The following is a 25,898-nucleotide window of genomic DNA, read 5'->3' on the forward strand; positions in this document are numbered from 1 at the left end:
GGCCGCGAACAGCGCGCCGCAGTGTGCCAGGTGTACCGCGGCGCATTTTTCGCGGCCGATGACCGCTCCTACGTTTGGCCCTGATCCCTGTAGGAGCGGTCCGTGGCCGCGAAGAGCGCGCCGCCCGCCCCGCTCCCACAGTCAGGCCCCGGCTTTTGCCAATGCCGTGTCGAGCATCTGCAAGGCTTCTGCCACCTGCTCGGCGCTGGTCACCAGCGGCGCGAGGAAGCGGACCACGTTGCGATACAAACCACACTTGATCACCAGCAACCCCGCCTGGCGCGCTTGGTCGATGACCCGCTGGGCCAGATCGGCATCGGCGCTGTGCCCGGCATCGTCCTTGACCATCTCGATGGCCAGCATGAAGCCCAGGCCCCGCACATCACCGATGCGCGGATAGCGTTTCTGCAGCCCCAGCAAGCCCTCGCGCAACTGCACCGCACGCTGCTCGCCCTGCGCCAGCAGGTCTTCGTGCTCGAACAGGTCCAACACCGCCAGCGCCGCCGCACAGGCCACGGCGTTGCCACCGTAGGTGCCGCCCAACCCACCGGGCGTCGGCGCATCCATGATCTCGGCTCGGCCCACCACGCCCGACAGTGGCATGCCACCGGCCAGCGACTTGGCCACCGTGACCAGATCCGGCTGGATACCCGCATGCTGGAAACCGAACATTTTCCCGGTGCGGCCGAATCCAGCCTGGATTTCATCGGCGATCAACACGATGCCATGCTGCGTGCACAGCGCACGCAGCGCCTGGAGAAACTCGACCGGCGCGGCCAGGAAACCGCCGTCGCCCTGCACCGGTTCGATCAGGATCGCCGCTACCCGATCCGGCGCCACGTCGCTGGCAAACAGCTCGTGCAACTGCGCCAGGGCGTCGTCGCTGCTGATGCCGCGATAGGCATTGGGGTAGCTGGCGTGATAGATCTCCGCCGGGAACGGGCCGAAATTCTGTTTGTAGGGCTGGCTCATGCCGGTCAAGGTCACCCCCAACAGGGTGCGTCCGTGGAACCCTCCGCGAAACGAAATCACCGCAGGCCGCTGGGTGTAGCCGCGGGCGATCTTGATGGCGTTTTCCACCGCTTCGGCGCCGGAGGTGAACAGCACGCTCTTGTAGTGCTCGTCCCCGCCGACCAGCACGTTCAGCCGCGCGGCCACATCAATGTAGGTCTCGTAGGCCGCTACCTGAAAACTGACATGGGACACCTTGCCCACCTGGCTGCGCACCGCCTCGACCACAGCGGGGTGATTGTGGCCGACATTGAGCACGCCGATGCCGCCGACAAAATCCAGATAGCGCTTGTTGTCCACATCCCACAGCTCGGCACCCTGGGCGCGCGCGGCCACTATCGGGTGCGCGGTGGCGATGCCACGGGGCACGTGTTGTTCGCGCAGGGCCAGCAGGCGTTGATTTTCGGTCAGTGCAGAATTCATCTCGATCTCCGTGAGCGCCGAGCGTGGCGGGTGATGTGATCAGGATAAGGAGTGGCGCAAATCACAAGCACCGAAGTTGCGGGTTGCGCTGGGGTGTTTGCGTTTTTTTTGCGGGTGGGGCGGTAGATTCGGTTGTTTGGATGGTGGGGTGTCAGTGCTAGCCTCTTCGCGGGCGGCGGGCCCTCTGCCTGCGAAGGGGCCTGCACTGACCTCTTCAAACCCCGGCGCGCGGCACCACGATGGTGTCTTCCGGATGCAGGCGCATCAGCATCGGCGAGCCGATCGGCGGCAGGCTCAGGTTGCCTTCGTGGTGGCTTGGCTGGCGCAGGCTGACGGTGGGCCCACCGTCCAGATCGACGAAGACCTTCAAGCTTTCGCCCTGAAAGACGATGTCTGCGACGCGCCCGCTCAGACGGTTCCATTCAGGCCCGGCGCTGGCGCTGTCCAGCAGCAGCTTTTCCGCTTGCAGCGCCAGGAATACATCGCCCGTAGCGGGCACCGGGCGCGTGGTGCGCAGGGCCGTGGAGCCCAGGGTCAAACCGTTGTTCGCGCTGCGTTGCAGCGGCACCAAGGTGCTTTCGCCGATGAAGCTGGCGACGAAGTCGTCCGAAGGGTGGTCGTGCAGGCGGCGTGGCGTGTCGACCTGAACCAATTGCCCGCCGCGCATGATGGCGATGCGGTCGCTCATGGTCAGCGCTTCACGCTGGTCGTGGGTGACGTAGATCATGGTCGCGCCCAGGCGCTTGTGCAGGGCGCGCAGTTCGATCTGCATGGTCTCGCGCAGCTGCTTGTCCAGCGCCGACAGCGGCTCGTCCATCAAGATCAGCTTGGGTTCGAAAACGATGGCTCGGGCCAGCGCCACACGCTGACGCTGGCCGCCGGAAAGCGCGGCAATCGAGCGCTCTTCGTAGCCACTCAGTTCCACCGTGGCCAGGGCCTGTTTGACCCGCTCCCGGCTCTTGCCCGCGCTTTCGCCGCGGGCACGCAACGGGAAGGCCACGTTCTCGCCCACGGTCATGTGCGGGAACAGCGCGTAATTCTGGAAGACCACGCCGATTTCGCGCTTGTGCGGCGGCATCAGGGTGACGTTGCGCTCGCCGAACAGGATATTGCCGGAGCTCACCCGTATGAAGCCACCCAGAATGCTCAGCAAGGTGGTCTTGCCCGAACCCGAGGGCCCCAGCAGCGACATGAACTCGCCGGCTTCCACCTTGAGATTGACGTTGTCCAGCGCCTTGAGGCTGCCGTAGTGCTTGCTGACCTGGTTGACGCTGACCGATTCGAAACCTTCAGTGAAATTCATCTGTGGTGCTCCAGAAAATGCTGAATAGGTGGTCATGGGTTACCTGACAATCCGCGCTGCCCGCCGACGCGGCTCGCGCCGCTGCTACAGGAGAATGCGATCGACAAGGGAATGCGATCTTCTGTAGCAGCGGCGCGAGCCGCGTCAGGGCCGTCATGCGATGCCGATGCCCGACACAGATCAACCCAACCCACCGATGTGCCAGGCCTTCACTTCAAGGAATTCGTCCAGGCCATACTTGGATCCCTCGCGGCCGGTGCCCGATTGCTTCACGCCGCCGAAGGGCGCCACTTCCATGGAGATGATCCCGGTGTTCAAGCCGACCATGCCGAACTCAAGACGCTCGCCCACGCGCCAGGCGCGGCGCATGTCCTGAGTAAAGTAATAGGCCCCCAGGCCATAGGGCGTGGCATTGGCCAGCGTCAGCGCTTCGTCCTCAGTGTGGAAGCGGAACAGCGGCGCCACGGGGCCGAAGGTTTCCTCGCCGGCCAGCAGCATGTCGGCGTGGGCGTCCAGCAACACCGTGGGCTGCACGTACAGGCCATCGTTTTGCGGCAACCCACCAATGGCAACGGTAGCGCCTTTCTCCACGGCATCGCTGATGTGGCGGGCCACCTTGTCGACTGCCGCGGCGTTGATCAACGGGCCGATGGTCACACCCTCGGCCAGACCGTCGCCAACCTTCAGCTCGGCCACCGCCGCCTTCAGGCGTTCGGCGAAACGTTGGTAGATGCCGTCCTGCACCAGAATGCGGTTGGCACACACGCAGGTCTGCCCGGCGTTGCGGAATTTGCTCTGCATGACGCCGGCAATGGCCAGGTCCAGGTCGGCGTCATCGAACACGATGAACGGCGCGTTGCCGCCCAGCTCCAGGCTCAGGCGCTTGATGGTCGTGGCGCACTGGCTCATCAACAGCTGGCCGACGCGGGTGGAACCGGTGAACGACAGCTTGCGCACGGCCGGGTTGCTGGTCATCTCGCCGCCCACGCCTGCCGGCAGGCCGGTGAGCACGTTGAACACCCCGGCCGGAATGCCTGCGCGTTCGGCCAACACCGCCAGGGCCAGGGCCGACAGCGGGGTCATCTCCGACGGCTTGACCAGCACCGGGCAACCGGCGGCCAGGGCCGGTGCGCACTTGCGGGTGATCATGGCGTTGGGGAAATTCCACGGGGTGATCGCCGCGACCACGCCGATCGGCTGCTTGAGTACCAGGATGCGGCGGTCGGCAGCGGGTGAAGGAATGGTGTCGCCATAGATGCGCCGCGCTTCCTCGGCGAACCATTTGACGAAGCTCGCACCGTAGGCAATTTCACCGCGCGACTCGCCCAGGGGTTTGCCCTGTTCGGCGGTCATGATCAAGGCCAGGTCTTCCTGGTTGTCCATGATCAGTTGGTACCACTTCTCCAGCAATTTGGCGCGCTCGGCCGCAGGCACTTCGCGCCAGGTGACGAAACAGGCCTCGGCGGCGGCAATGGCGCGCCGGGTTTCGGCTGCCTGCAAGGCCGGTACGTTGGCGATCACGCTGCCATCGGCTGGATTGGTCACGGCAAGGGTGGCGCCGTCATCGGCGGTGATCCACTGGCCATTGGCGTAGGCGCGCTCGACGAGCAGGGAAGGGTCACGCAGTGAATGCTTCAACATGATCAAGGTGCCTTTGCAGTCCGAACGATGGACCTAGTGTAGAAATGTCCACGCAGCGGGCGATGCCGAGATGGGGCACGCGGCGCGGCGCGGATGCTGAATTGCGGTGGGGTGGCGGCAGGCTGTGCTGGGGGGTGTTACCCCTGCTTGTTCCGCCCAGCCACCACCACCAGAATCAGCGACGCCAGAATCAGGATCGAACTGATCGCCGCAATCGTCGGGTCGATTTCGTCGCGCAGTGCAGTGAACATGCGCTTGGTCAGGGTCTGGTTGTCACCCCCGGAAATGAACAGCGCTACCACCGTTTCATCCAGCGAAGTGATGAACGCGAACAGGGTTGCCGAAACCACGCTGGGCTTGATCTGCGGCAAGGTCACCGCCATGAACGCGCGAAAGCGGTTCATGCCCAGACTGCGCGCGACCATCTCCTGCGACATGTCGAAATTGCGCAGCCCGGCGAGCAGGGCAATGATCACGTAGGGCAGGGCCAGCATGATGTGCGCCAGTACCAGGCCGGTCAGCGAGCTGATCAGCCCCACCCGCGCGTAGACGAAGAACACCCCCGCCGCGATCAGGATGATCGGCACCATCATGGGCAGCAGCAACACGATCTGCAGGGTGCGGATGACCTTCAGGCTCGAGTTGTTGATGGCGTAGGCCGCGGCCATGCCGATCGGCAGGCTCACTGCAGTGGTCACTACGGCCGTGATCAGGCTGACCCGCGCCGCCGACATCCACTCGGCACTGTGGAAGAAGGCTTCATACCAGCGCAGCGACCACTCCTTGGGCGGGAACTGCAGGAAGCGCGCCTCGGAGAACGACATCGGTACCACGATCAGCACCGGGATGATCAGGTACAGCAGAATCGCCGCGACCAGCACGGTGAACAGCACATGCGACAGGCGTAGCTGGCGCAGGTAGGCAAGCGTATTCATCAGCGTGCTCCCAGGATGCGTTCGATGGGGATGAAGCGGTTGATGCCCCAGAAGATCAGGAACACCACGAACAGCAGCACCAGGCCCACCGCACTGGCGGCGCCCCAGGCGTGATAAAGCTCGACGTTGCGCTGCACCAGCATCGACACCAGGATGGTGCGACCGCCGCCCAGCAGTTCAGGGGTGATGAAGAAGCCCAGGCAGATCACGAAAACCAGGATGGAACCGGCCATCACACCCGGCGCCGCCATCGGCAGGAACACCCGGCGAAAGGTGTAGAAGGGTTTGGCGCCCAGGCTTTCGGAAGCCTGCATCAGGTCCTGGGGAATCTTCTTCATCACCGAATACAGCGGCAGCACCATGAACGGCAACATCACGTGTAGAGTGCCGATCACCGTGCCGGTGGTGTTGTGCATCATGTTCAGCGGTTGGTCGATGATGCCCATGTCCAGCAGCGTCTGGTTGACCACCCCGCGCCGCTGCAGCAACACCAGCCAGGCGTAGGAGCGCACCAGCACGCTGGTCCAGAACGGCAGGATCACGCAGATCAGAATCAGGTTGGCCCAGAAGCCCTGCAGGCGCGAGGCGGCGTAGGCTATCGGGAAGCCCATGACGATGGACAGCAGGGTCACGATCAGGCTGATCTTGAACGTCAGGTAGAACGTATCCCAGTAGATGCGTTCTTCGAAGATGCGCGCGTAGTTGGCCAGCGAAAAGCCGTCTTCGGTCTGTACCGACTGGAACGCCAGCCAGCACATCGGCAGGATCAACAGCACCACCACCATGAACAGCGCCGGGGCGAGCAGCAGCAACATCGAGGTATTCTCCCGACGTTCCTCGCGCGCCAGGGCATCGGCATTGCTTGCAGGCGGCTCGCTGTGGGCGTCAGGCATGGATTTGGCGAGATAGGCGTTGGACATGGAACGATTCCTCACGGCCGAGCGCCGGTGAAACAGCGCAAGCAGCTTGTTGTTGGTCGGTCATGGCGACCCTCAAGGTTCAATGTACCGACTCAGCCAAGAACGAAACGGGCTTAAAAGGCCTGCGCCGGAGTGGTTTGTTTCGTATTGAGGGTGGGCGACAGCAGCAACTGCGTTGGCCCCTTCGCGGGCAGAGACCCGCTCCCACAAAGGCAGCGCTCAGGTGCCCCGTTTCAGAGGCAGGCTTCAGGCATACTTCTGTGGGAGCGGGGCTCTGCCCGCGAAGAGGCCCGCCCTGGCACGCCTACTTTTTCTGCACAAAGGCCAGCCAGCGCTCTTCGGCCTTCACCCCTTCCTGCGACGCCCACCACTTGGCCGACAGCAGCGCCTGACGCGAGATGTTTTCGGGCGAAGACGGCAGCTCGGTCGCGCGTTCGGCAGGAATGGTGCCGGTCTTGAACGCCTCGGGGTTCAGCGGGCCGTAGTCGATGATCATCGGCAGCGCCGCCTGCAGCTTGGCGTCGATGGCCTCGTTGACGAACTTCATCGCTGCCGTCCGGTGCGCCGTACCCTTGAGCACGCACAGCGAGTTGGTTTCCAGCACGCCCTGGTTGTAGTCGAAGGCTACCGGCGCACCGTCGGCCTGCACCGCCGTGATGCGACCGTTCCAGGCCTGGATCATGTCCACCTCGCCGTCACTGATCAACTGCGCCGACTGCCCGCCGGACGTCCACCAGGTGGCAATGTGCGGCTTGATTTCCTCGAGCTTCTTGAAGGCCCGCTCCACGTCCAGCGGGTACAGCTTGTCAGGCGCCACGCCGTCGGCCATCAAGGCAATCTCGAGGGTGGGGCGCGGCAGGTTGCGCAGCGAGCGCTGCCCCGGAAATTTCTTCGTGTCCCAGAAATCCGCCCAGGTCCTGGGCACGTTGTCGCCCTTGAAGGCATCGGTGCGATACGCCAGCACGGTGGAGTAGCTGATGTAGCCGACGGTGTAGTCGTCCTTGAGCGCCGCCGGAAGCTGCGCAGCGTTCGGCACCAAGGCTGGGTCCAGCTTTTCGAACAGGCCTTCGGCCTCACCGCGCAGGCAATCGCCGGTGGGCAGGTCGACCACGTCCCAACTGACCTTGCCGCTTTCGACCTGGGTCTTGATGATCGGGTAGGCCTTGGGCGAGCTGTCCTGCCTGAGGGTCAGGCCAAGCTTCTTGGCCGCCGGTTCGAGGATGGCCTTGCTCTGTGCCTCCTGGTAGGCACCGCCCTGCGATACGAAGGTAATGTCTTCTGCCCAAGCCTGCCCGAAGGCGCCGACCAGCAGTGCAAGGCTTGCGAACTTGAATGCGCGCAGTGGCGTCGGTGTCATGTACGGGACTCCTGAAGGTTGGCAGGTGGGAGGCGAGCTGGTTGTTGTCGCTCGGTCGTTCTGCTGGACCGCTGCTGTCCAATCTACCGCCAGGGGCTGCGCGCAAGCGGCCACAAATCGGCGCCGTCGAAGCGTTTTATTGCGAAAACACCGAGTGGCGCAGCAGGAACTGTTTTGCCCACAGGAAGCTATCGAGATGAGTGAAGAGCGCGCTCCCCGCGCAGGGATTTTTTGCACTCTGCAGGTCAGGCCGGGTCTGCTCTTAACCTGCCCCTACAGAAGGTCTTCGTCATGATCACCGTTCACCACCTGAACAATTCACGCTCGCAACGCATCATCTGGCTGCTGGAAGAGCTTGGCGTGCCTTACGAGATCAAGCGTTATGAACGCGACACCAAGACCAACCTCGCGCCAGCCGAACTCAAGGCCGTCCATCCGTTGGGCAAATCGCCGATGATTCAGGACGGCCCGCACACCATCATCGAGTCCGGCGCCATCGTCGATTACCTGATCCGTCGTCACGGCCAAGGCGCCCTGCAGCCTGACCCGGCCAGTGCCACCTACGACGAGTACGTGCAGTGGCTGCACTTCGCCGAAGGCTCGGCCATGCTGCCGTTGATGCTCAATCTGTACGTCGGCCGTCTGGGCGAAGCCGGCGCGCCGCTGCATCCGCGCATCGAATCCGAACTGGACAACTACCTGGGCTACCTGAATACCGCCCTCAGCCTGACGCCTTACCTGGTGGGTGAAGAACTGACCGGCGCCGACGTGCAGATGAGCTTCGTCGGCGAGTTGGCCAAAGCCCAGGGCAAGCTGGACGCCTACCCCCACCTGGCTGCCTGGGTCGAGCGCCTGCAAGCACGGCCGGCGTATCAAAAAGCGCTGGAGCAGGGCGGCGAGTACAAGTTCGCCAAGTGAACACGCGACGCGCCTCAGGCCGGTAGCAGTTTCTTGCAACCGTCCTTGCGCGTCGGGTACTGCGCGCACTTGCGTGCCAGTAGCTTGACCTGTGCGTCGTCCTTGAGCCGTTGGTTGGCGGCCAGCTTCTCGGTGATGAAAAGCTCTTCGGAGCCCAGTGTCCTTTCCGCTTGGGCAATCAGCGCCAGGGCTGCGCGTGGATCGTCGTTGCGCAGATGGTGAGCGATCATCAAGTCATACAGCTCAGGGCTGGCCAGTGACCAGTCTTTGATCGACTGCAACTCGATCAGCGCTTCGCGGCGTTTGCCCTGCGCCATGTCGACACTGAAGGCGGCTCGACGGATGCCGGGCTGGTCGCGTACCGCAGACGTCAGCGCCCGGTCGCTGAACAGCTGCGCTTCGCGCAGTTTCTTTTGTTCAAGTGCCACGGTCGCCGCATAGGCGTCCTTGTAGGCTTGCAGCGACGGTGCGACCGCGCCAGAGGCCCGCAATCGCTGCCAGTCATCGGCATTGACCGGCGCACGTCGTTGCCCATCGTACTGGCGTTGCAGGTACTGGCGCAGTTCGGTATCGCGGTCCAGCGGCGACATGTGCGAGCGCTGGAAATACTGGCCTGCGGCAGTGATGCCGGTGGCCAGCCCTTGATTCAAGGTGACTTCCACCTCCTTGACCAAGCGATCGACCTGCAGGTTCTGCAACGACGCCTGCATGGCTTCCTTTCGCTGCGTGGCAAAGCTGCCGAGCAAGGACTTCTGCTTGCCCTGGAAATCGCTCAGGCGCTGCAGGCTGTGGCTGGCGGCGCGCGGAGCATAGCCGGCCTTGATCATCAAGTCGGCACCCAGCAGATCGGCCTGGTCCTCTTGGCTGCGCCCCCAGGCCGTGCTCCAGATGTTTTCCGAGAAGCTGTTCACCAAGGCCGTATACAGCACCGTATTGCCCACGGTTTTCTGCATGCCCTGCGGGTCCTTGCTGATGAACTTCAAGCTGCCCGAGCTACGGTTCACTCCGGTGTCAGCGATCATGGTCGCGAGCACCACCGAGGTTGCCACGTTGCTCAGCACAGCATTCTGCTGCTGGAACGCTGCCCGTCGATCATGATGGTGCAGCAGTACGTGGCTCATTTCGTGCCCCAGCATCGCCGCGATCTCGTCCTCGCTCTGGACGTTGTCGAGCATGCCCAAGGGGACGAACAGATTGCCGTACGGGTCGGCCGATGGCCCGAAACCGTAGCTGTCGATGACCTTCACCTGCAGAGCGGGCAACTCGCCTGGCCAACCTTTGCCGAGCCTGCCGACGATGCCTTGCAGGTACGTCTGCAAAGGTGGAATGAGCACCACATTGTGCTGGCGAATTTCCCCGGCCGGGACCGCCATGCCGTCATAGCTCAGGCGCTGTGCGCTGACCCGTTGCGGGTCGAGCCTGTAGTACTGGCGTACATCCGCCGTGTCCAGATAGCGTCCTTTGACCTGGGATTGGGTAGAAGGCCCTACCAGGTTCCTGAATGCAGCATCTGCGCCCTTGAGCGTGCCACAACCACCGAGCAGCAGGCAGGCCAAGGCGCAAAGGCTGGTGTGCAAAGCCCGGTCCCTCACCGTCCCGGCGCTCATGGTTTGCTGCAGCCAGAACCGAAGCCGATGGTCGAGGCGTTCCGGGTGTCGGCCTTCTGGCTGATGGGCAGGCTTTCGCAAGGCGTGGTAACGATCTTGCCTTCGCTCAAACGCAGGTCCATGGTGTCCAGCCAGACTTTGCGTCCGCCAAGCTCGACCTGTACCTGATCCAGATTCGGGTGGGTGGCCAACACCTGCAACGGCGGCTTGGGTGCATCCTTCACAGGCAACCTGCCCTGAGATTTGCCATGCTCGTCGAGCAATGTCAGCGGATCGGCTTCATAGGCGTCGACGGTGGTGGCCAACACACTCGGGCTGCACAGCGCTGCCAACAGCAAAAACGTGATTCGGGTCATCCTTGAGTTCCTTCTACAAGTGAAATACGAGCGCGCCTGCGCTGGGCGAAATAACGCACGAGCGATCGCCATCGCCGCTTGGCAAACAGGCTGATCGGCGCTGAGATGATTGAAATCGACAACACGGCAATGGCCAGGACATTGGCCGGGCTGATGTTGTTTTGCCACAGTCCCCAGCACAGCACGGCCAGTGCTGCCTGGACGATGGCCCAACTGAACAGGGGGGCGCGCCACGCTTTGGCGCGACGATGGCGGCGCCGTCGATACCAGGCACGCAGACCGACGATGACGATGACGAAACCCAGTTGCACCAGGTCCAGCCAACTGATCGATAGCCAGAAATAACTGTCCGGATCGCGTTGATACGCATCGTGGTAGGTCACCAGGTTGTCCAGCGCCATGGCGTGCAGGTACACCCCTGGCAGCAGGCCGTGCACCGGCGTTTGGGTAAGGTCGCCGGCCGAGGTGATCTGAGCCCCCACCAGCACCAGTTTGTCGCTGAGCAACTGCCGCAAGAGCGCACGGTCCTCGGGCGAATTGGCTTCCAGGGCGCTGGCCTTGAGGGTGAGGGTATAGGCACAAGTGGCCTGGCCGCTGTCGCCGAACTTCCAGAAGATCGCCTGCCATAACTGGGCATACCAGGCGTTGCCCGCTACCGAGCATTCCGCCACCGAGGTGGCCAGCGATTGCAGGGGTGACAGTGCCCTTCCCCAGCGCAGCGCGATGGGTGCGCGTTGCGCTGCCTGGGCTGCATCGACAGGCAGCCCGGTACATTCGCGGTCGCGACAAAACTCGCGGTACAGACCCAGCGCTGGCGTTTCGATCAGCCCCTGCGACGTCTCGACGGCCAACGGGTATCGGTCGCCGACATCGCTCCACTTCACCAGTGCACGACGGCTCATCTGGTCCAGCGCCGCCAAAGCGTTGGCCTGACCGTCGACACCGCGGGTCTCGCCGGTGTTGGCCAACAGAAGCGAGATGCCCTGTTCTCGATAGCGCTCGAAGACATTGACCAGCAGTTGGCTGCCGTTGTCGGCATCATTGAGTGAGTGGTCGTGGCTGTACATCAAGTCCACGAAGACCGCCCGCGGTTTGTAGGCCAACAGACGCCTGAATAGCTGGCTTTGCTGCGCATAGGGCAGGGGCCAGAAGGTGGCGTTGCGCATGAGGTAGGCGTCGTCGATCAGCACGACGACCACCTGCTGCTGCCCAGTGTCTGGGTAGCTGCTGGCGGCGATGCGATTGATCCACTGCGAAGACGCAGCGTCACTGGAGCTGGAAAGCCCGAAGGGGTCCAGCAGTGCGATGCAGCCTATGAACAGGCCGAGCAGCACCTGCCCCAGCCAGAATCGAAAATAGTTAGCCTTCATCCGTGGCCTGATCAGCGAATCCCTGTGTGTCGGCTTTGTAAAGGAATTGGACAGATGATGTCAAGGCGATGGCAGGCTGAGCCGCGTAGCGACGAGTACGCCACCAAGAAGTTTCGCGAGGACAACCCAGGACCTACCATGCATTCGTCAAGGCCCTGGCTGAAGCTGCCGACTTCGTCTAGACGGAGTTGAGGGCAGAGCAGTCAAGACACGGAAGCGGCAAACGGCTCGATCAGCGGTTGCTCGCGGTGCTCTGCCTGCCATAGATCCCAATCAGCCTGAACGGCCAGCCAGGTGCGTGCTTTGCCGATTCCAGCACGCTCCAGGCGAACGGCCAGGTCCGGGCTGATGGGGGCATGACCGTGCAAGATCCGTGAAAGGGTTTCCCGGGCATAGCCCAAGCGCCGGGCGAACTCCGCGATCTTGATGTCCAGGGCCGGAAGTACATCTGCCAGCAACGCTTCGCCGGGATGAGGAGGGTTGTGCATAGGCATGGCGCAGTCATCCTTAGTGATAGTCGAGGTAATCGAGCAGTTCGACGTTGCCGTCCTCGAAGCGAAAGATCAGCCGCCAGTTGCCGCTCACCGTTACCGACCAATACGTCACGAGATCACCCTTGAGTGGATGTAGCCTCCACCCAGGCATGTCGACATCGCCAGCATCAATGGCGCGCTCCAGAATCGGCAAGATGCGAGCAAGGCGTTTGGCATGATCAGCGCAGATACCCTTGGTTGATCCGGTTTCGAAGAAAGCCTTCAGGCCCTTGTGTCGAAAGCTTTTTATCATGCTTATTCCGTGATGTAAACGATCACGCTTCCTGCGTATCGGCATCTCAGAGTAACGACATTGTGAGAGGTCTTCGAACACCCGGCTGTTTCCAAATGTGGTCTGGAGCCAAGCGCCCGGTACAAAAAAGCCCCGTCCATCACTGGCGGGGCCTGGGCCGATCGCGTTGCGATTTACTTCTTCTCGGGCGCCTTGATCTCGTCCGGTACGTCCGAGGACAGCGCCTGGTGGCGGTCCTCGGTCACGCGCTTCTCACGGGCCTTGTCGTGTTCTTCGGCGGCTTCGGCTTTTTCCTCGGCGGCTTGCGCAGGCTTGCCTTCGGCTTGCTTCTGGGCGGCGGCTTCGGTGTGCTCGTTGGCTTTCTGCACATGGTCTTCGGAGGTCTTGTCACAGGCCGCCAGGCCCAGGGCGGAAATCATCAGCAGAGCGAGGGAAAGTTTCTTAGGCATGGAGGTGCAACCATTGTTCGGAGTGAACCCCTTTGAAACCGGCGCACGGCGATTGGTTCACCGCCAATCCCGTGCGCGACGCTCTGCCGCAGGCGCTCAGCTCACGTTCAAACGGTCGAGCAGGCTGTACCAGGCCACGCCTGCGCCGATGTAAAAGCGTTGCAGGCCATGCATGGGCAGCTTCTGCAGAGGGCTCACCGGGTAGGCAAATTCGGCACGGCTGTCGCACAGGCTGGCAGCCAGTTGTTGTCCCAGGCTGGTACACAGGGCGATGCCGCGGCCATTGCAACCCAGTGCCAGGGTCAGGCCCGGCGCGGGTTGGTGCACGTGGGGCATGAAGTCCCGGGTGATGGCGATGCGTCCGGCCCAGCGGTACTCGAAATCCAGCTTGCCCAGCTGCGGGAAGAGCAACGCCAGCGAGCGTTCCAGATGGCCGAAATCCTGAGGTGCGTCGGGATCGCTGAAGGTGCCGCGGCCGCCCATCAGCAACCGTCCGTGGCTGTCCTTGCGAAAGTACAGCAGTAGCCGCTGCGCCGTGGACACGGTCTCCTGTCCGGGCAGAATGCTCTGTGTCGCCGCCCCCTGCAGCGGCCGGGTCGCAACGATGAAACTGTTCGCCGCCAGGACGCTCTGTGCCATGCCCGGCCACAGGCCATCGCTGTAGCCGTTGGTGGCGAGCACCACCTGGGTTGCGTTGATCTGGGCGCCACTGGCCGTCTGCACCTGCCAGCCTGACCCCACTGGCTGCAACCCGGTCACCGGGCTCTGCCCATGGACACTGGCGCCAGCCGCTTGCGCCGCAGTGACCAGCCCGCGGGCATAGGCCAGGGGCTGGATGGCGCCGGCGCGGCCATCCAGCCAACCGCCGGCGAACGCTTGGCTGCCCATGCGCGCAGCGACCTCGCCAGCATCCAGGCGCTGCACCGGCACCCCGCGTTTCTCCCACTGCGCGGCGCGAGCGTGCAGGCCAGCCACACCCTTGTGCGAATAGGACACCTGCATCCAGCCCTTGCGCACCGCTGCACACTCGATGCCGTGGCGCTTGATCAGGTCGAACACCAGGTCGGCCGAGCGCGACACGGTGTCGATCAACGGCTCGGCGATGGCTGCGCCGTACAGCCGCACCAGTTCGTCCGGGTCATGCTTCAAGGTCGGGTTGACCTGCCCGCCGTTGCGCCCCGAAGCGCCCCAGCCCGGCTCCCGCGCCTCCAGCACGCACACGCTGACGCCACGCTCGGCCAAGTGCAGCGCAGTGGACAGGCCGGTGTACCCGGCGCCGACGATCACCACATCGTACGTACCCGACTCGCGCAATGGCGGGGTGACCCGCGCAGGCGGCGCGGTCGCCGCCCACAGTGAAGGCACATCGATCATGGCTGGCTCCGGGTGCTGGTGGTCGGGTGCAAGACCCGGCGCAGGAAATCCTGGGTGCGCGGGTGCTGCGGATTGCCCAGCACCTCGTCGGCCGGTCCGGTCTCCACCAGATAACCGCCGTGCAGGAAGCACACGCGGTCGGCGACCTCGCGGGCAAAGCCCATTTCGTGAGTGACGACGATCATGGTCATGCCTTCGTCGGCCAGGGTGCGCATCACCTGCAGCACATCGCCCACCAGCTCCGGGTCCAGCGCCGACGTCGGTTCATCGAACAGCATGGCCTCAGGCTTCATTGCCAGTGCGCGGGCGATGGCCACACGCTGCTGCTGGCCACCGGACAACTGCTCCGGGTAGGCATCGGCCTTTTCCGCCAGGCCGACCTTGTCGAGCAACGCCAGCGCCTCGCTGCGCACCTGCGCGGCCGGTTCGCCCTTCACGTACAGCGGCCCCTCCATCACGTTCTCCAGCACCGTGCGATGGGGGAACAGATTGAAGCGCTGGAACACCATGCCCATGCGGCTGCGCAGGGTGTGCACCGTCTTGCTGCCGCGCTGCACGGTTTCACCGAAGGCCTGGATCGAGCCACCTTCATAGGTTTCCAGCGCATTGATGCAGCGCAGCAACGTCGATTTGCCCGAACCCGACGGGCCGATCAGGCACACCACTTCGCCTTTCTGCACTTCGAGATCGACCCCGTGCAACACGCGGTGGTCGCCATAGTTCTTCTGCAACTGGCTGATCTTGATCATGCCTTCTTCCTCCGGCTCAGACGCTGCTCCATGCGCCGCAACCCGTACACCAGCGGCAGGCTCATCAGCAGGTACAGCAAGGCCACCAAGGTGTAGACGGTCATGTTCTGGAAGGTCGACGAGGCAATCAGCTGGCCCTGGCGGGTCATCTCGGCCACGGTGATGGTCGACACCAGCGAGGAGTCCTTGAGCATCATCACCAACGTATTGCCGTAGGGCGGCAGCGCGATACGAAACGCCTGCGGCAGGATCACCCGGCGCATCATCATGAACGAACGCATGCCCAGCGCTTCCGACGCTTCGCGCTGGCCCTGGTCGACGGCAATGATGCCGGTCCGAAAGTTTTCCGCCTGGTACGCCGAGTAGGCGATGCCCATGCCGATCACGCCGGCCTGGAAGGCGGTCAGATGAATGCCCATCTCCGGCAGCACGAAATATATATAGAACAGCTGCACGATGATCGGCAGCCCGCGGATCACGTTGATCACCGTGCTTGCCGCCCACGACAGCGCGCGGATTGGCGACAGCTTGAGCAGCGCCAGCACCAGCCCGAGCACGCTGCTGAGCAGAAAAGACAGCACCGTGATCTGGATGGTCACCCACGCACCCTGAAGCAGAATCGGCAGGAAGTCCTGCGCGTTCTGCAAGAATTCAGCAAGCTTCATGGTCGCTCCTCAGCCTACACGCCCCACTTCTGCACGATGCCCTGCAGCGTGCCGTTGGCCTTGATGGTGTCGATGGCTTTGTTCAGGCGCTCCAGGGTTTCGCTGTCACCCTTGCGCACCACGAAGCACACATCGCCTACTTTGGCCGGCGTGTAATCCGCAGCCAGCTTCACCCCTTTGAAGGTGTTCTGACGAATCTGGTAGGCCACGATCGGCTGGTCGGCCACGGCGGCCTTGATGCGACCCAGGGACAGGTCACGAACCATCTCGGCAATCGAATCGTAGGTGCGTACTTCCTTGAAGATGCCCATTTTGTTGACCAGGTCGTAGAAAGCGGTGCCCGCCTGGGCGCCGATCACTTCACCCTTCAACGCATTGAGGTCGGGGTAGGCGGTGTTGTCGTCGGCACTGACGATCAGGCCTTCGCCGTAGGAATAGACCGGCGTGCTGAAGTCCACCACCTTGGCGCGCTCTTCGGTCTTGAGCATGCCCGCCGAAATGAAGTCCAGCTTGCCCGACGTCAGCGACGGGATCAGCGCCGCGAAATTGGTCTGTTCCATCTGCGTGCCGAAGCCGCCCGCCTCGCCGACTGCTTTGGCGATGTCGACCATCATCCCCTGAATGCTGTTGCTCTTGATGTCCAGAAAGGTGAAGGGCGAGCCCGTGGCGGTTGCACCAACCTTGTACATCGGTGCCTCGGCAGCGTGCACCAGAGAGGCACCGAGCGTCATGCAGATACCGAGCGCGAAACGGCGAAACAGAGGGGAAAGGCTGTTCATCGGGTCACTCCAGAAGGAATCGGAAGGTGGGTACCGCCATGCGGTCCTGAGGAAGGTCGCAAGCTCTGTGCCATTCCAGGTCTTTGCTATCAATTTACGCAGCTGAAAAATCGTTAAACGGAGGTTTCGTATCGCTATACGATTTTCAGGCCCGGTATTTGCTGTTTGATAGCTGTCGTCCGGGTTCAATCACTGCTCATTTCCTTGAGGCCCTCATGTCCGAAGATCGCAACAGCCTGTTCAACCAGTCCCTGGAAAAAGGCCTGGCCGTACTGCGTACATTCAGCGCCAAGCGCCGCAGCATGAGCCTTGCAGAGATCGCCGAAGCCGCCCACATGACTAAAAGCTCGGCCCAGCGCATGGTGTTCACCCTGGAAAGCCTGGGTTACCTTCGGAAACACTCGCGCACTCGGCATTACCAGTTGACCCCACATGTGCTGGAACTGGGCTTCAGCTATCTGGACGCTCACTCGCTGATCGAGGTGGGCAACCCGTTTCTCGCCGAACTCACTCGGCTGACCGGCGAGACCGCCTGCCTGACCGAGCCCACCGGTGTGGAAATGACCTACATCGCGCGCTTCGTCAGCGCCCGCTTCGTACCCGTGCACATGCCCATCGGCAGCCGCGTGCCGATGTACTGCACCGGCTCCGGTCGTGCCTACCTCAGCGCCCTGCCACCCACCGAGGCCCTGGCCCTGGTGCAAAGCAGCGCACGCGTCGCGCACACCCCGCACACCCACACCGACGTGGACGAGATCATGGCCTCGCTGCAAACCGTGCGCGAATGCGGCTACGCGGTGAACACCCAGGAACTGTTCCTCGGCGACATGACCATCGCCGCCCCCGTCATCGGCGGCAACGGCCGCCCCGTGGCCGCCGTCCACGTGGTCGCCCCCACCAGCCGCTGGACCCGCGCCGACGCCGAAAGCCAGCTGGTGCCGGCGTTGATGCAGTGTGTGCAGGTGTTGAGCAATTCGGCGCGGAGTTTGGGGTAGGGAGCGAGGGTAAACGTGGCACGCAGACTTACCTTGCTGCGACGATCCGATAGCGCGTACTCCTACCCCCACCTGGCAATCGTTGCAGCAGGCCCTTTTCCAATAGATCGGCGAGATGGCGTGTGGCGGTGGCCTTGCTGACCTTCGCTACCGCTTGATACTGCGCGGCGCTGATCCCTTCTTCGAATCCCTTGGCGCCACCATCGAGCAGGCGATTGATCACTTTCAGCTGCTCCTTCGATAACGGCAGCGCACGGTGCGCCTGCCAGAAGCGCGCCTTGTTCAGCACTCGATCGATGTTCTTGATCGCTGCGGTAATTGCTGCGAGCAACGTCTGAAGAAACCACACCAGCCACGGCGTGACGTCCATGTCGGATTTCTGCGTTTGTTCCAGAACCGAGTAGTAACCCACCCGGTTGTCCAGAATGCTGGCTGACATCGCGTAGAAACGCACCGCTTGGTGGTCACCCTGGGCAAGCGCCAGGTCGGTGAGCGCGCGGGTCAAACGACCGTTGCCGTCGTCGAAGGGGTGCAGAGTCACGAACCACAGGTGAGCGAGACCCGCGCGCAACAGGGGATCCAGCGTGGTCGACGCCACGTTGAACCAGTCAACGAACGTTTCAAGCTGCTGTTCCAGCCCGTGCCTAGATGGGGCTTCGAAGTGCACCGTTGGCCGATCCAGCCGGCCCGACACTACCTGCATCGGCTCATTGCCACGCAACTCACCCACACGCACCGGCGTGTGCAGCTGACTCGAATCGTCCGCTGGAAACAGCAGCGAATGCCACTGCAGCAAGCGCTCTACGCTCAAAGGTTGAGCGTGATTGCACGTTGCATCGACCATCAATTGCGCCAGACCCTCGCTGCGCGAAGTTCTCTGCGCCTCTTTGGGCTCGTGTACACCCAAGCGGCGAGCCAGGGAAGATCGAACCGAACCGGCATTGAGTGCCTCACCCTCGATTGCCGAGGACGTGATGATGTTCTGCAGCAGCGTATCGAGCATGCCCTGTCGGCTGCTCTCATCACCCACGGCGCCGAGCCTGCCCAATAGCCGCCCTTGCTCGCTTGTGCATTGACGCAGCAGGTCAGCCAGCTTGTCGGGTTGCCAGGAGAATTGCGGCCATTGAGGTTGCTGCCAGATCCACTGGGGCATGAGCATTCTCGCCTTGATGAGCCGATTGGGGAGCTTATTCGGCTCATATTGTGAGCCGAATGTTGAGTGTATTCGGCTCATGCTGGATATCAAGGACTGTTTCAAGGTGCGTAGTTTGTGATGTATTGCTGTAGTCCATAGGCGATCAGTACCTTGGCAATACAGCCTTCCATAGGGTTATTGCTGAAGTGTTGGAGTTACACGACCGCGGCGAGCGCCTACTCACAGTAAAGATAGCGAATTCAACGCGCCATTTAGAAGGGTTGTGCTATTGGTTTGAAAGCTGCGGCGGGCGCTCGATTGGCTCCAGAGCACAGCCAGTATTGGTCCAATGCAGGCTGTTGAAAAGGTCGTGCAGGTTTGAGACTGTCTAGTGTCTACCCGCGGGCGCGACTCTGCTTGAAACGTCCGTTAAAAATTATCATCCCTGCCCAACCTGCAGATCCGGACAGCGGTACAAATCAAGGTGGCATACTTCTGTACCTCCCTGAAAGAGGTGCATTGAAAGCCCCCCGGACCGGTTGGCACGTCGGTCACGGGACTACCCGTATAGTGACGTTTGCATGATGAGTGATGGGTGGCGCAGCCACGGCCCTCGTGAAACGTACCGCTTGGCAATGAGAGTCTATGCACGCCGAACATGTTGATTTATCCCATCCCGTTTTCCTGCCTGTCGCCGAGGAAACCTGTTTACGCCTGCTCGCCGAGGACGGTGCGGCCCAGCTTGAATCTCTGAGCGGTCCGGAGCTGGCTGCCGTGCTCGTCATTCAAAACCTGGCACAGGCCGCTGAAAAAGACTTGAACGCCGCTGGGGCCGAAAGAATATTGGCCAAGTTGATCGGATGGGCCGTGGCCTCTCGAGAACCGACCGGCCTGTTATCCGAAGCACAACGCTTGTTCGACCAAGGCAAGCTGTATTACGGCCTTGAGGCGATCAAACCCCTGAAACTGCGTTTGCTGGAAGACGAAGAGGTCGCCGCCCAGGATTATCTCTTGCCTGGGGGGGAGTGGGATAGCAGCTTCAGTATTCGACACTACCGAGCGAACAACCCCTACCGCGAGCATGTGATTACGCCGCGGCATCGGGAGCGCTGGTTGAGCGACGCGCAAGACAACCTGCTGCGCACCTTCCGCGCCAATCTGAATGAAGACTTGCATGTGCAAGGTTATGCCGGCGTCGGGAAAAGCCATTTGCTGGGCGCACTGCTGGAGTTTCTGCGCCCCGAAACCACCCTTGTACTGGCGCGCACGAAGAGCAAGCTTGAAGTCTTGCGCAAGCACATGGGCGGAGATCGCGACAGAAAAGCCGGCTCCACCTTCCAGGGCTTTGCGCACGCACTGCTGAAGCATTCCAGGTTCAACACGGCAACGGCCCCGGCCAGATTGCCGACGAAGCAGGCACTGGCTCTGGAACTCAACATCCTGGGCCTGCGTCAGTATGACGGGCCGACTACCTTGGGCCTGTGCCTCAAAGTACTGGAAAACTACAGCGCTTCCAGAGACTACAGCTTGAGCGCTGCACATCTTCCGCATTTCCAGCAGGCATTGACCAGTGAGGATGCCAAGGTGTTGCTCGAGTATGCCAGACGCCTATGGCGGTACTTGGACTCGACCCCGGCATGGGCAGGTCATGGGTATTTCGCCACGCTGTTGATGATCAAACGTGCCAGCTTGGCGGACTGCGTGGTACCGGCACGGTTTACCCATGTGCTCATCGATGAAAGTCAGGACATTCCCGCGTCGCTATTGCAGATCATCGAGCGTGGCAAACAAGTGTTGATCACCCTTGGCGACGAGTATCAGCAGATCAAGGGTGCAACTGTGCCGCGCCGTCATGGAGTGCGTCGCAGTGATATCAGCTATTCGTTACGTTCGGGGCGCAACGTGGAGAAGTTGGTCAACCCGCTTATCTCTCGGCACTCGGCCAAGAGCAAAGTGTATTTCGAGGGGGCTCGCAACGCGGACGTACGAGTGGAACATTATCACGAGGGTTTCGTGCCACCTGAAAGCTGTGCGGTGTTGACGGCTTCGCATTGGGACACCATGAAATGGGTCATGCAGCTTCACGACGCCAACTGTGGCTTCAGCTTCCTGAACAAAAAGGCTCAGGACGACCTTCAGCACTTCATGTCCACGGCCATCGCGCTCTACAAGCCTGAATATTACAGCCTTGACCATCATGGCAAAGGCGCACACCCGGATCTTAACGAATTGCTCGACTGGGCCCAGGTGCGCGAAGCCAATCGATACGACAATTCGTTCTCATGGGTAGAAGACGCGCTGGAGAAGGGGTTCAACGTTGCAGACATGACACGGCTGAACCGCTTGCAAGGCCAGCTCGGCACCAGTTGTGTGCTGATGATGGCCCAGGACGCTGGCGGAATGGAGTTCGATCAGGTGCTACTGACCCCCGAGCTGCTTACCACGGGGGCGTTCAAGGATGCCTACGAATTCGACGAGCGAATTTGTGCAGTGTATGTCGCAATTTCCCGCGCTCGGCACCAGCTGTACATTCCTTACGATGTGGAGGAGTGGGTTGAATACCATAAGGGCCAGGCATTTCGGCAGCTTCACGGTTATTGATGATGCATTTTGAATGCTTGCAAGAAAGCGTTCGGTCTGGCGGTTGGAACGCAGGCACACAACCCGGCAGGTCACAGTAGCCTCGATCCCCATAAACCCGACCACCTGCTTCAAGTCCCCCTTCCCAAGGCCGATAGGAGAACCAATGCAAGCCCCCGCCCCGCGTGGGCTGTGCCCTCTTCTAGCGAGCCCAGTGATGAACCTTTTCAAACGCTTCAACAACGCCCGCGCAAACAGCCAGGGCGCCGTGAGCCTGAGTTGCACGGCCGGTGAGCTGGACCGTGCGCTGGCCGGTTTGCGCGCGGATCCCGTGCTGGTGACAGGTTTCGTCTCGCCCCACCTGGACATCGACAAGGTCGCGGCCAGCGTCAGGCAGCGCTTTCCCAATGGCACCATCAGCCTGTGCACAACCTCGGGTGAGCTGTGCAACAGCGCCGATGGCCTGTACTGCGCCGCAGGCGAGCATTGGGACCGTATCGTCCTGCAGTGCTTCGAGCGCAGCGTGATTGCCTCGGCGGAAGTGGTCATGGTGCCGCTGGAGTGCGAAGACATTCGCAAGGGCGGCAAACGCATGGAGATGCGCGAGCGCATCGAAAAGCTGGTCAACAACATCAAGCGCGTGCAGGTCAGCACGCCCATCGACCACCGCGACACCCTGGCCTATGTGGTGTTCGACGGGCTTTCGGCGTCCGAATCGTTCTTCATGGAGGCGCTCTACGAATCCGGTCGCTTCCCGTGCCTGTTCGTCGGCGGCTCTGCCGGCGGCAAATCGGACTTCCAGAAAACCCTGATCCATGACGGCAAGCGCAGCTATCAGAACCATGCGCAGATCGTCTTTCTGAAGACGGCTCCGGATATCCGCTTCGGTGTGTTCAAAAGCCAGAACTTCGAACCGGTCGGGCTGACGTTCAGCGTGCTCACCGCCTCCGTCGAAGACCGTACCATCGACCAGGTGATCGACAGCAACGGCAACATCATGAGCATGGTCCAGGCCCTGTGCAACGCCTTCAAATGCGACAGCCACTCCCTGGAAAAGAACCTGGCCGAGTACTCCTTTGCCATCCGCGTCGGCAGCGAATTGTTCGTGCGCTCCATTGCCCGCATCGACCACACCCAGCAGATCATCCAACTGTTCTGCGACGTCGCACCGGGCGAAGAACTGGTCATGGTCAAGCGCACGCCGTTGCGTCAGGCCACCGAGACCGACTACCGAAAATTCCTGCAAGGCAAGGGCGGCCAACCGGTCGCCGCCATTCTCAACGACTGCATCTTGCGCAGGCTCAACAACGCCAATGACTTGGGCAGCATGCGCGGGCTGTTTGGCGATGTGCCGGTGGTGGGTTTCTCGACCTTCGGCGAAATCCTCGGCCTGAACCTCAACCAGACCCTGACCGCGATCTTCTTCTTTCACGTCGCCAAAGGCGCCTCGTTCACCGACGAATACGTGGACCGCTTCATCGCTCACTACGGCGAATTCAAAGCGTTCTTCCTGCGCCGCCAACTGAAGAAAATGGTTGGCTTGAATCACGTAGTGGTCAAACAGATCGAGGCCTTCAAGCGCAACGACTTCACCAGCGCCCTCGACACCCGTGGCCTTGACAACGGCATCCTTCCCGTCTTCAAAGGCCTCGCGGCCCTGGGTCAGGTGCTCTCTGACGCGGGCGAGCAACAGGAGCAGATGGCCACCCAGATCAAGCATTACTCCGGCGAACTGCACCTTTCCATGGACGACCTGGCGGCCACCATCGACCGGCAGAACACCGTTTCCAGCCAGGCCGGCAGCACCGTCGAAGACCTTGCCCGGCAGGCAGACGAAGCGGTGCTGGGCGCACGTGCGCTGGCCAGTTCGAGCCTGCAGATTCAGTCCATCGTGCAGGTGATCCAGCAGATTGCCGGGCAGACCAATTTGCTTGCGCTGAACGCTGCTATCGAAGCAGCTCGCGCTGGCGAACTGGGCAGAGGGTTTGCAGTGGTGGCCGACGAGGTGCGCAAGTTGGCGGAGATCACACGCAAGAATGCGGCGGATATCGGCGTGGATGTCGACCTGCTGTCGAGCGAGATTCAGCGGGTGGCTCAGCAGATCGAAGACCAGTCCACCGGGGTGGGCGCGCTGAGGGAGATGCTGGATACCCTGGAGGCATCGAGCCAGGCCACGGAAGGCACGGCGAGGCGCACCAAGGGTATTGCGGATACGTTGACCGGGCTGACGCGGGGGTAGGGGAGCTTTGCGCAGGTTGGGGATCGGTCATGACGTCGAGCCTGCTCCGGTACTCAAAGCCTGAACCCCTCGACGATATGCTCAGCCAATGCATCGATCATCGGCGACCGGGTATCTGGGTTGCGCAGCAGCATGATGCTCGCCAATGGCAACAAGGGCATGCCCTCGGCTTCGCCGATGATCCGCAGCCCCGGCGTGATCAGGCTCTGCAACTGTGCGGTGACCGCCAGGCCAACGCCGACCGCGGCCATTATCGCCGCGAGGCTGGGGCTGGAGTAGGCGATCCGGTACGGCTTCTGCGCGGCGTCCAAGGCATTGCACGCCCATATCCGGCAAAAACAGTCGGTATTGAACATCGCCAGTGGCACGGGCGTTTGTTCATGGAGAAAAAAGCCCTCGGCTTCGGCCCACACGAAGCGTTCCTGACGCAGCAGCTGGCCGACTTCGCGCCCGGGCTCACGGGTAACGATCGTCAGATCCAAATCCTTGCGTTGCATCAATTGCCGGGAGCTCTCGCAATGGACCTCCACCTGCACCAGCGGAAACGCCTGGGCGAAGCCGGACAAGATCCCCGGCAGAAAGCGCATGGCGTAGTCGTCCGGAGTGCCGATGCGCACGGTGCCGACCATGTGCGGCTCGCGCAGGGTGGTGAACACTTCGCTGTGCAATTTGAGAATGCGGCGCGCGTAACCCAGCAGAATCTGCCCTTCAGCCGTCAGCTTCACCTGCCGGCCATCACGTTCGAACAATTGCCGACACAGCACGTCCTCCTCGAGCCGCTTCATCTGCATGCTCACTGCCGATTGAGTGCGGTTAACCCGCTCGCCGGCCTTGGTGAAACCGCCTTCATCGGCGATGGCCACGAAAGTACGCAGGACTTCCGAGTCGATGCTCTGGTAATGGGACATTGATCAATCTCTGAGATGCACAGCATTCAAAACATTCGTTGGATTGATGTTAAGCCTGAACCGAGAATCAAGCCATCAACCCGGAGGATGAGCAGATGAAAGGTCAAACAATGAATGCCTGTGTTTCGCATAGCTGCTGCACCCAAAGTGAATCAGCAAGGTTTTTTGCCAATCCATGGAAGCGTATCGCGCGCTGGTATGAACTGACTCGGCAACGGCATCAACTCGAGCAGATGAGTGACGCCGGGCTCAAGGACCTGGGCTTGAGCCGGGCGGATATCTATAAAGAGATCGAGCGCCCGTTCTGGGACGATCCGTTCTGCAAGTAAATCGGTTTGGCCATCGCCAGAGCAAGACAAACGACGCCGTCATCCGTCTTATGGGCATGCGAGAGCATTCTCCACCGCGCAGGTGTGCCGGTCGGCTTCCTTGAGGTCGACGACATCCGCTTGCGGGCCTGCCCAACGAGGACCGTCTGAAATCATGATTCGTAAAATAATTGCAGTGTTCACCGCCTGGCTTGTTGGCGCGGCGATGGCCGCTCATGCGCAGCCGGTCACGCTGGACGGTACCGAGCAATGGACCATGCAAAGCGAAGGCGGGCTGGAATACCGCATCATGATCAGCCTTCCCGAGGGTGACGTGCCTTACACCGGCGGTTATCCAGTGATTTATCTGTTGGATGGCAATGCCTATTTTCCGGCGTTTCATGCCGCCAAGCGCGCACAGGCCAAATTGCGCGGATCCATCCTGGTAGCCATCGGTTATCCGAGTGACACGCCCCTGGACTTCGCCAGGCGCGCGTTCGACCTGACCCCACCTGCGCCCGCCGATCGCAACACACCTCCACAAGGCGGTCAGGATCTGTTTCTCGATTTTATCCAGACGCGCCTGATGCCCAAGGTGTCCGAGCATTTCAAAGTCGACGAAGACCAGCGCAGCCTGGTCGGGCACTCGTTCGGCGGCATGCTGGGCGTGTACGCGATGTTCACTCGGCCGACTCTGTTTCAACACGTCGTAGCAGTCAGCCCCAGCCTGTGGTGGCGTGACCAATTCCTGCTGGCACCTGAACGCGCCTTCACCGAACGCGTCCGCGCCGGGCAACTCGACATGACGCAGACCAGCCTGAGTATCGTGATGGCCGAACGCGATTCGGTCCAGGGGATCCAGGATGCCAGGGCGTTGTATTCACGCCTGCAGGAGTTGTCCGGTACCGGGCTGCGCACCGGCTTTGTGGTCGAACCTGGCGAGGACCACGCCTCCATACCCTTTCGCATCCCCAATCAGGTCCTGGGTGAGTTGATTGGCGCAAGGCGCTATTGAGCAGGCAGGAAAGCGCAGGCAACAACGCCTTCGCAAGCGCAAATGATTCTCTTTGTGATATTTTCCTGCCCTTGC

General features: G+C 61.8%; 24 protein-coding genes and 1 pseudogene. 7 read left to right on the forward strand and 18 right to left on the reverse strand.

What is annotated here, in order from left to right:
- Nucleotides 1-141: 141 nt before the first annotated feature.
- The 6 genes from gabT to IFT80_RS10250 all read right to left on the reverse strand — a co-directional run bounded on the left by gabT (nucleotide 142) and on the right by IFT80_RS10250 (nucleotide 7,590).
- Complete coding sequence (gabT, locus tag IFT80_RS10225) at nucleotides 142-1,434, reverse strand: 4-aminobutyrate--2-oxoglutarate transaminase (RefSeq protein ID WP_192058845.1); 1,293 nt, start codon at nucleotides 1,432-1,434, stop codon at nucleotides 142-144.
- Between the two features lie 214 nt (nucleotides 1,435-1,648).
- Nucleotides 1,649-2,737, reverse strand: a complete 1,089-nt coding sequence (locus tag IFT80_RS10230) for an ABC transporter ATP-binding protein (RefSeq protein WP_192056596.1) — start codon at nucleotides 2,735-2,737, stop codon at nucleotides 1,649-1,651.
- 180 nt (nucleotides 2,738-2,917) lie between these two features.
- Entirely contained in the window at nucleotides 2,918-4,378 is a 1,461-nt protein-coding gene (locus IFT80_RS10235; RefSeq protein WP_192137505.1) for an NAD-dependent succinate-semialdehyde dehydrogenase, read from the reverse strand.
- A gap of 137 nt (nucleotides 4,379-4,515) precedes the next feature.
- On the reverse strand, nucleotides 4,516-5,313 hold the full coding sequence (locus IFT80_RS10240) for an ABC transporter permease (RefSeq protein ID WP_122480602.1): 798 nt from the start codon (nucleotides 5,311-5,313) through the stop codon (nucleotides 4,516-4,518).
- Nucleotides 5,313-6,233: an ABC transporter permease gene (locus IFT80_RS10245; protein WP_122801315.1), complete on the reverse strand. Its 921-nt coding sequence runs from the start codon at nucleotides 6,231-6,233 to the stop codon at nucleotides 5,313-5,315. Before IFT80_RS10245 ends, IFT80_RS10240 begins: the two co-directional genes overlap by 1 nt.
- 304 nt (nucleotides 6,234-6,537) lie before the next feature.
- Nucleotides 6,538-7,590, reverse strand: a complete 1,053-nt coding sequence (locus IFT80_RS10250; protein ID WP_192137506.1) for an ABC transporter substrate-binding protein — start codon at nucleotides 7,588-7,590, stop codon at nucleotides 6,538-6,540.
- 291 nt (nucleotides 7,591-7,881) lie between these two features.
- Between IFT80_RS10250 and IFT80_RS10255 the strand changes: the two genes are divergently transcribed.
- Entirely contained in the window at nucleotides 7,882-8,508 is a 627-nt protein-coding gene (locus tag IFT80_RS10255; protein WP_192137507.1) for a glutathione S-transferase family protein, read from the forward strand.
- Nucleotides 8,509-8,522: 14 nt separating this feature from the next.
- Here IFT80_RS10255 and IFT80_RS10260 read toward each other — a convergent pair whose 3' ends face one another.
- The 10 genes from IFT80_RS10260 to IFT80_RS10305 all read right to left on the reverse strand — a co-directional run bounded on the left by IFT80_RS10260 (nucleotide 8,523) and on the right by IFT80_RS10305 (nucleotide 16,643).
- Nucleotides 8,523-10,115, reverse strand: a complete 1,593-nt coding sequence (locus IFT80_RS10260) for a M48 family metallopeptidase (protein ID WP_192137508.1) — start codon at nucleotides 10,113-10,115, stop codon at nucleotides 8,523-8,525.
- Entirely contained in the window at nucleotides 10,112-10,471 is a 360-nt protein-coding gene (locus IFT80_RS10265) for a hypothetical protein (protein ID WP_122801319.1), read from the reverse strand. The genes IFT80_RS10260 and IFT80_RS10265 overlap by 4 nt, the downstream gene beginning before the upstream one ends.
- A complete protein-coding gene (locus IFT80_RS10270) occupies nucleotides 10,468-11,841 on the reverse strand; it encodes a CHASE2 domain-containing protein (RefSeq protein ID WP_192137509.1) in 1,374 nt (457 codons plus the stop codon). Before IFT80_RS10270 ends, IFT80_RS10265 begins: the two co-directional genes overlap by 4 nt.
- Nucleotides 11,842-12,044: 203 nt before the next feature.
- Nucleotides 12,045-12,335 carry a HigA family addiction module antitoxin gene (locus IFT80_RS10275; RefSeq protein ID WP_192137510.1) on the reverse strand — a complete coding sequence of 97 codons (291 nt, stop codon included), beginning with the start codon at nucleotides 12,333-12,335 and terminating at the stop codon, nucleotides 12,045-12,047.
- Between the two features lie 13 nt (nucleotides 12,336-12,348).
- On the reverse strand, nucleotides 12,349-12,627 hold the full coding sequence (locus IFT80_RS10280; RefSeq protein WP_122480594.1) for a type II toxin-antitoxin system RelE/ParE family toxin: 279 nt from the start codon (nucleotides 12,625-12,627) through the stop codon (nucleotides 12,349-12,351).
- 173 nt (nucleotides 12,628-12,800) lie between these two features.
- Nucleotides 12,801-13,076, reverse strand: coding sequence for a hypothetical protein (locus IFT80_RS10285; RefSeq protein ID WP_122480593.1), 276 nt, complete (start codon nucleotides 13,074-13,076; stop codon nucleotides 12,801-12,803).
- Between the two features lie 96 nt (nucleotides 13,077-13,172).
- On the reverse strand, nucleotides 13,173-14,441 hold the full coding sequence (locus IFT80_RS10290; protein ID WP_342214287.1) for an NAD(P)/FAD-dependent oxidoreductase: 1,269 nt from the start codon (nucleotides 14,439-14,441) through the stop codon (nucleotides 13,173-13,175).
- Nucleotides 14,442-14,446: 5 nt separating this feature from the next.
- Nucleotides 14,447-15,199, reverse strand: coding sequence for an amino acid ABC transporter ATP-binding protein (locus IFT80_RS10295; RefSeq protein WP_122480591.1), 753 nt, complete (start codon nucleotides 15,197-15,199; stop codon nucleotides 14,447-14,449).
- Nucleotides 15,196-15,864 (reverse strand): ectoine/hydroxyectoine ABC transporter permease subunit EhuD, encoded by a 669-nt coding sequence (ehuD, locus tag IFT80_RS10300; protein ID WP_122480590.1) that lies wholly within the window; start codon nucleotides 15,862-15,864, stop codon nucleotides 15,196-15,198. The genes IFT80_RS10295 and ehuD overlap by 4 nt, the downstream gene beginning before the upstream one ends.
- A gap of 14 nt (nucleotides 15,865-15,878) precedes the next feature.
- Entirely contained in the window at nucleotides 15,879-16,643 is a 765-nt protein-coding gene (locus IFT80_RS10305; protein ID WP_122480589.1) for an ABC transporter substrate-binding protein, read from the reverse strand.
- A gap of 215 nt (nucleotides 16,644-16,858) precedes the next feature.
- On the opposite strand from IFT80_RS10305, the gene IFT80_RS10310 reads away from it, so the two are divergent.
- Nucleotides 16,859-17,638: an IclR family transcriptional regulator gene (locus IFT80_RS10310; RefSeq protein ID WP_122480588.1), complete on the forward strand. Its 780-nt coding sequence runs from the start codon at nucleotides 16,859-16,861 to the stop codon at nucleotides 17,636-17,638.
- Between the two features lie 28 nt (nucleotides 17,639-17,666).
- Here IFT80_RS10310 and IFT80_RS10315 read toward each other — a convergent pair whose 3' ends face one another.
- Complete coding sequence (locus tag IFT80_RS10315; RefSeq protein ID WP_192137512.1) at nucleotides 17,667-18,797, reverse strand: Fic family protein; 1,131 nt, start codon at nucleotides 18,795-18,797, stop codon at nucleotides 17,667-17,669.
- A 621-nt stretch (nucleotides 18,798-19,418) separates the two neighbouring features.
- On the opposite strand from IFT80_RS10315, the gene IFT80_RS10320 reads away from it, so the two are divergent.
- From IFT80_RS10320 to IFT80_RS21880, 3 genes and pseudogenes are all read left to right on the forward strand, one after another.
- On the forward strand, nucleotides 19,419-21,374 hold the full coding sequence (locus tag IFT80_RS10320; RefSeq protein ID WP_192137513.1) for a hypothetical protein: 1,956 nt from the start codon (nucleotides 19,419-19,421) through the stop codon (nucleotides 21,372-21,374).
- A 196-nt stretch (nucleotides 21,375-21,570) separates the two neighbouring features.
- Nucleotides 21,571-22,725 (forward strand): annotated as a pseudogene (locus IFT80_RS21875) (FIST signal transduction protein); the annotation flags it as partial.
- A gap of 372 nt (nucleotides 22,726-23,097) precedes the next feature.
- Nucleotides 23,098-23,592, forward strand: coding sequence for a methyl-accepting chemotaxis protein (locus IFT80_RS21880; RefSeq protein ID WP_446730989.1), 495 nt, complete (start codon nucleotides 23,098-23,100; stop codon nucleotides 23,590-23,592).
- Nucleotides 23,593-23,645: 53 nt separating this feature from the next.
- On the opposite strand, the gene IFT80_RS10330 is transcribed toward IFT80_RS21880, so the two are convergent.
- Nucleotides 23,646-24,500 (reverse strand): LysR family transcriptional regulator, encoded by an 855-nt coding sequence (locus IFT80_RS10330; protein ID WP_122714447.1) that lies wholly within the window; start codon nucleotides 24,498-24,500, stop codon nucleotides 23,646-23,648.
- A gap of 95 nt (nucleotides 24,501-24,595) precedes the next feature.
- Between IFT80_RS10330 and IFT80_RS10335 the strand changes: the two genes are divergently transcribed.
- Both IFT80_RS10335 and IFT80_RS10340 read left to right on the forward strand, forming a co-directional pair.
- On the forward strand, nucleotides 24,596-24,829 hold the full coding sequence (locus IFT80_RS10335) for a DUF1127 domain-containing protein (RefSeq protein WP_192137515.1): 234 nt from the start codon (nucleotides 24,596-24,598) through the stop codon (nucleotides 24,827-24,829).
- A 154-nt stretch (nucleotides 24,830-24,983) separates the two neighbouring features.
- Entirely contained in the window at nucleotides 24,984-25,823 is an 840-nt protein-coding gene (locus tag IFT80_RS10340) for an alpha/beta hydrolase (protein WP_192137516.1), read from the forward strand.
- Nucleotides 25,824-25,898: the final 75 nt, after the last annotated feature.

The organism is Pseudomonas sp. CFBP 8771 (genome assembly GCF_014841695.1).
Classification (GTDB): Bacteria; Pseudomonadota; Gammaproteobacteria; order Pseudomonadales; family Pseudomonadaceae; genus Aquipseudomonas; species Aquipseudomonas baltica.

Bases quoted from the DNA above. Each gene is read 5' to 3' on its own strand.
- gabT (WP_192058845.1), bottom strand. From the start codon at position 1,434: ATGAATTCTGCACTGACCGAAAATCAACGCCTGCTGGCCCTGCGCGAA.
- IFT80_RS10230 (WP_192056596.1), bottom strand. From the start codon at position 2,737: ATGAATTTCACTGAAGGTTTCGAATCGGTCAGCGTCAACCAGGTCAGC.
- IFT80_RS10235 (WP_192137505.1), bottom strand. From the start codon at position 4,378: ATGTTGAAGCATTCACTGCGTGACCCTTCCCTGCTCGTCGAGCGCGCC.
- IFT80_RS10240 (WP_122480602.1), bottom strand. From the start codon at position 5,313: ATGAATACGCTTGCCTACCTGCGCCAGCTACGCCTGTCGCATGTGCTG.
- IFT80_RS10245 (WP_122801315.1), bottom strand. From the start codon at position 6,233: ATGTCCAACGCCTATCTCGCCAAATCCATGCCTGACGCCCACAGCGAG.
- IFT80_RS10250 (WP_192137506.1), bottom strand. From the start codon at position 7,590: ATGACACCGACGCCACTGCGCGCATTCAAGTTCGCAAGCCTTGCACTG.
- IFT80_RS10255 (WP_192137507.1), top strand. From the start codon at position 7,882: ATGATCACCGTTCACCACCTGAACAATTCACGCTCGCAACGCATCATC.
- IFT80_RS10260 (WP_192137508.1), bottom strand. From the start codon at position 10,115: ATGAGCGCCGGGACGGTGAGGGACCGGGCTTTGCACACCAGCCTTTGC.
- IFT80_RS10265 (WP_122801319.1), bottom strand. From the start codon at position 10,471: ATGACCCGAATCACGTTTTTGCTGTTGGCAGCGCTGTGCAGCCCGAGT.
- IFT80_RS10270 (WP_192137509.1), bottom strand. From the start codon at position 11,841: ATGAAGGCTAACTATTTTCGATTCTGGCTGGGGCAGGTGCTGCTCGGC.
- IFT80_RS10275 (WP_192137510.1), bottom strand. From the start codon at position 12,335: ATGCCTATGCACAACCCTCCTCATCCCGGCGAAGCGTTGCTGGCAGAT.
- IFT80_RS10280 (WP_122480594.1), bottom strand. From the start codon at position 12,627: ATGATAAAAAGCTTTCGACACAAGGGCCTGAAGGCTTTCTTCGAAACC.
- IFT80_RS10285 (WP_122480593.1), bottom strand. From the start codon at position 13,076: ATGCCTAAGAAACTTTCCCTCGCTCTGCTGATGATTTCCGCCCTGGGC.
- IFT80_RS10295 (WP_122480591.1), bottom strand. From the start codon at position 15,199: ATGATCAAGATCAGCCAGTTGCAGAAGAACTATGGCGACCACCGCGTG.
- ehuD (WP_122480590.1), bottom strand. From the start codon at position 15,864: ATGAAGCTTGCTGAATTCTTGCAGAACGCGCAGGACTTCCTGCCGATT.
- IFT80_RS10305 (WP_122480589.1), bottom strand. From the start codon at position 16,643: ATGAACAGCCTTTCCCCTCTGTTTCGCCGTTTCGCGCTCGGTATCTGC.
- IFT80_RS10310 (WP_122480588.1), top strand. From the start codon at position 16,859: ATGTCCGAAGATCGCAACAGCCTGTTCAACCAGTCCCTGGAAAAAGGC.
- IFT80_RS10315 (WP_192137512.1), bottom strand. From the start codon at position 18,797: ATGCTCATGCCCCAGTGGATCTGGCAGCAACCTCAATGGCCGCAATTC.
- IFT80_RS10320 (WP_192137513.1), top strand. From the start codon at position 19,419: ATGCACGCCGAACATGTTGATTTATCCCATCCCGTTTTCCTGCCTGTC.
- IFT80_RS21880 (WP_446730989.1), top strand. From the start codon at position 23,098: ATGGACGACCTGGCGGCCACCATCGACCGGCAGAACACCGTTTCCAGC.
- IFT80_RS10330 (WP_122714447.1), bottom strand. From the start codon at position 24,500: ATGTCCCATTACCAGAGCATCGACTCGGAAGTCCTGCGTACTTTCGTG.
- IFT80_RS10335 (WP_192137515.1), top strand. From the start codon at position 24,596: ATGAAAGGTCAAACAATGAATGCCTGTGTTTCGCATAGCTGCTGCACC.
- IFT80_RS10340 (WP_192137516.1), top strand. From the start codon at position 24,984: ATGATTCGTAAAATAATTGCAGTGTTCACCGCCTGGCTTGTTGGCGCG.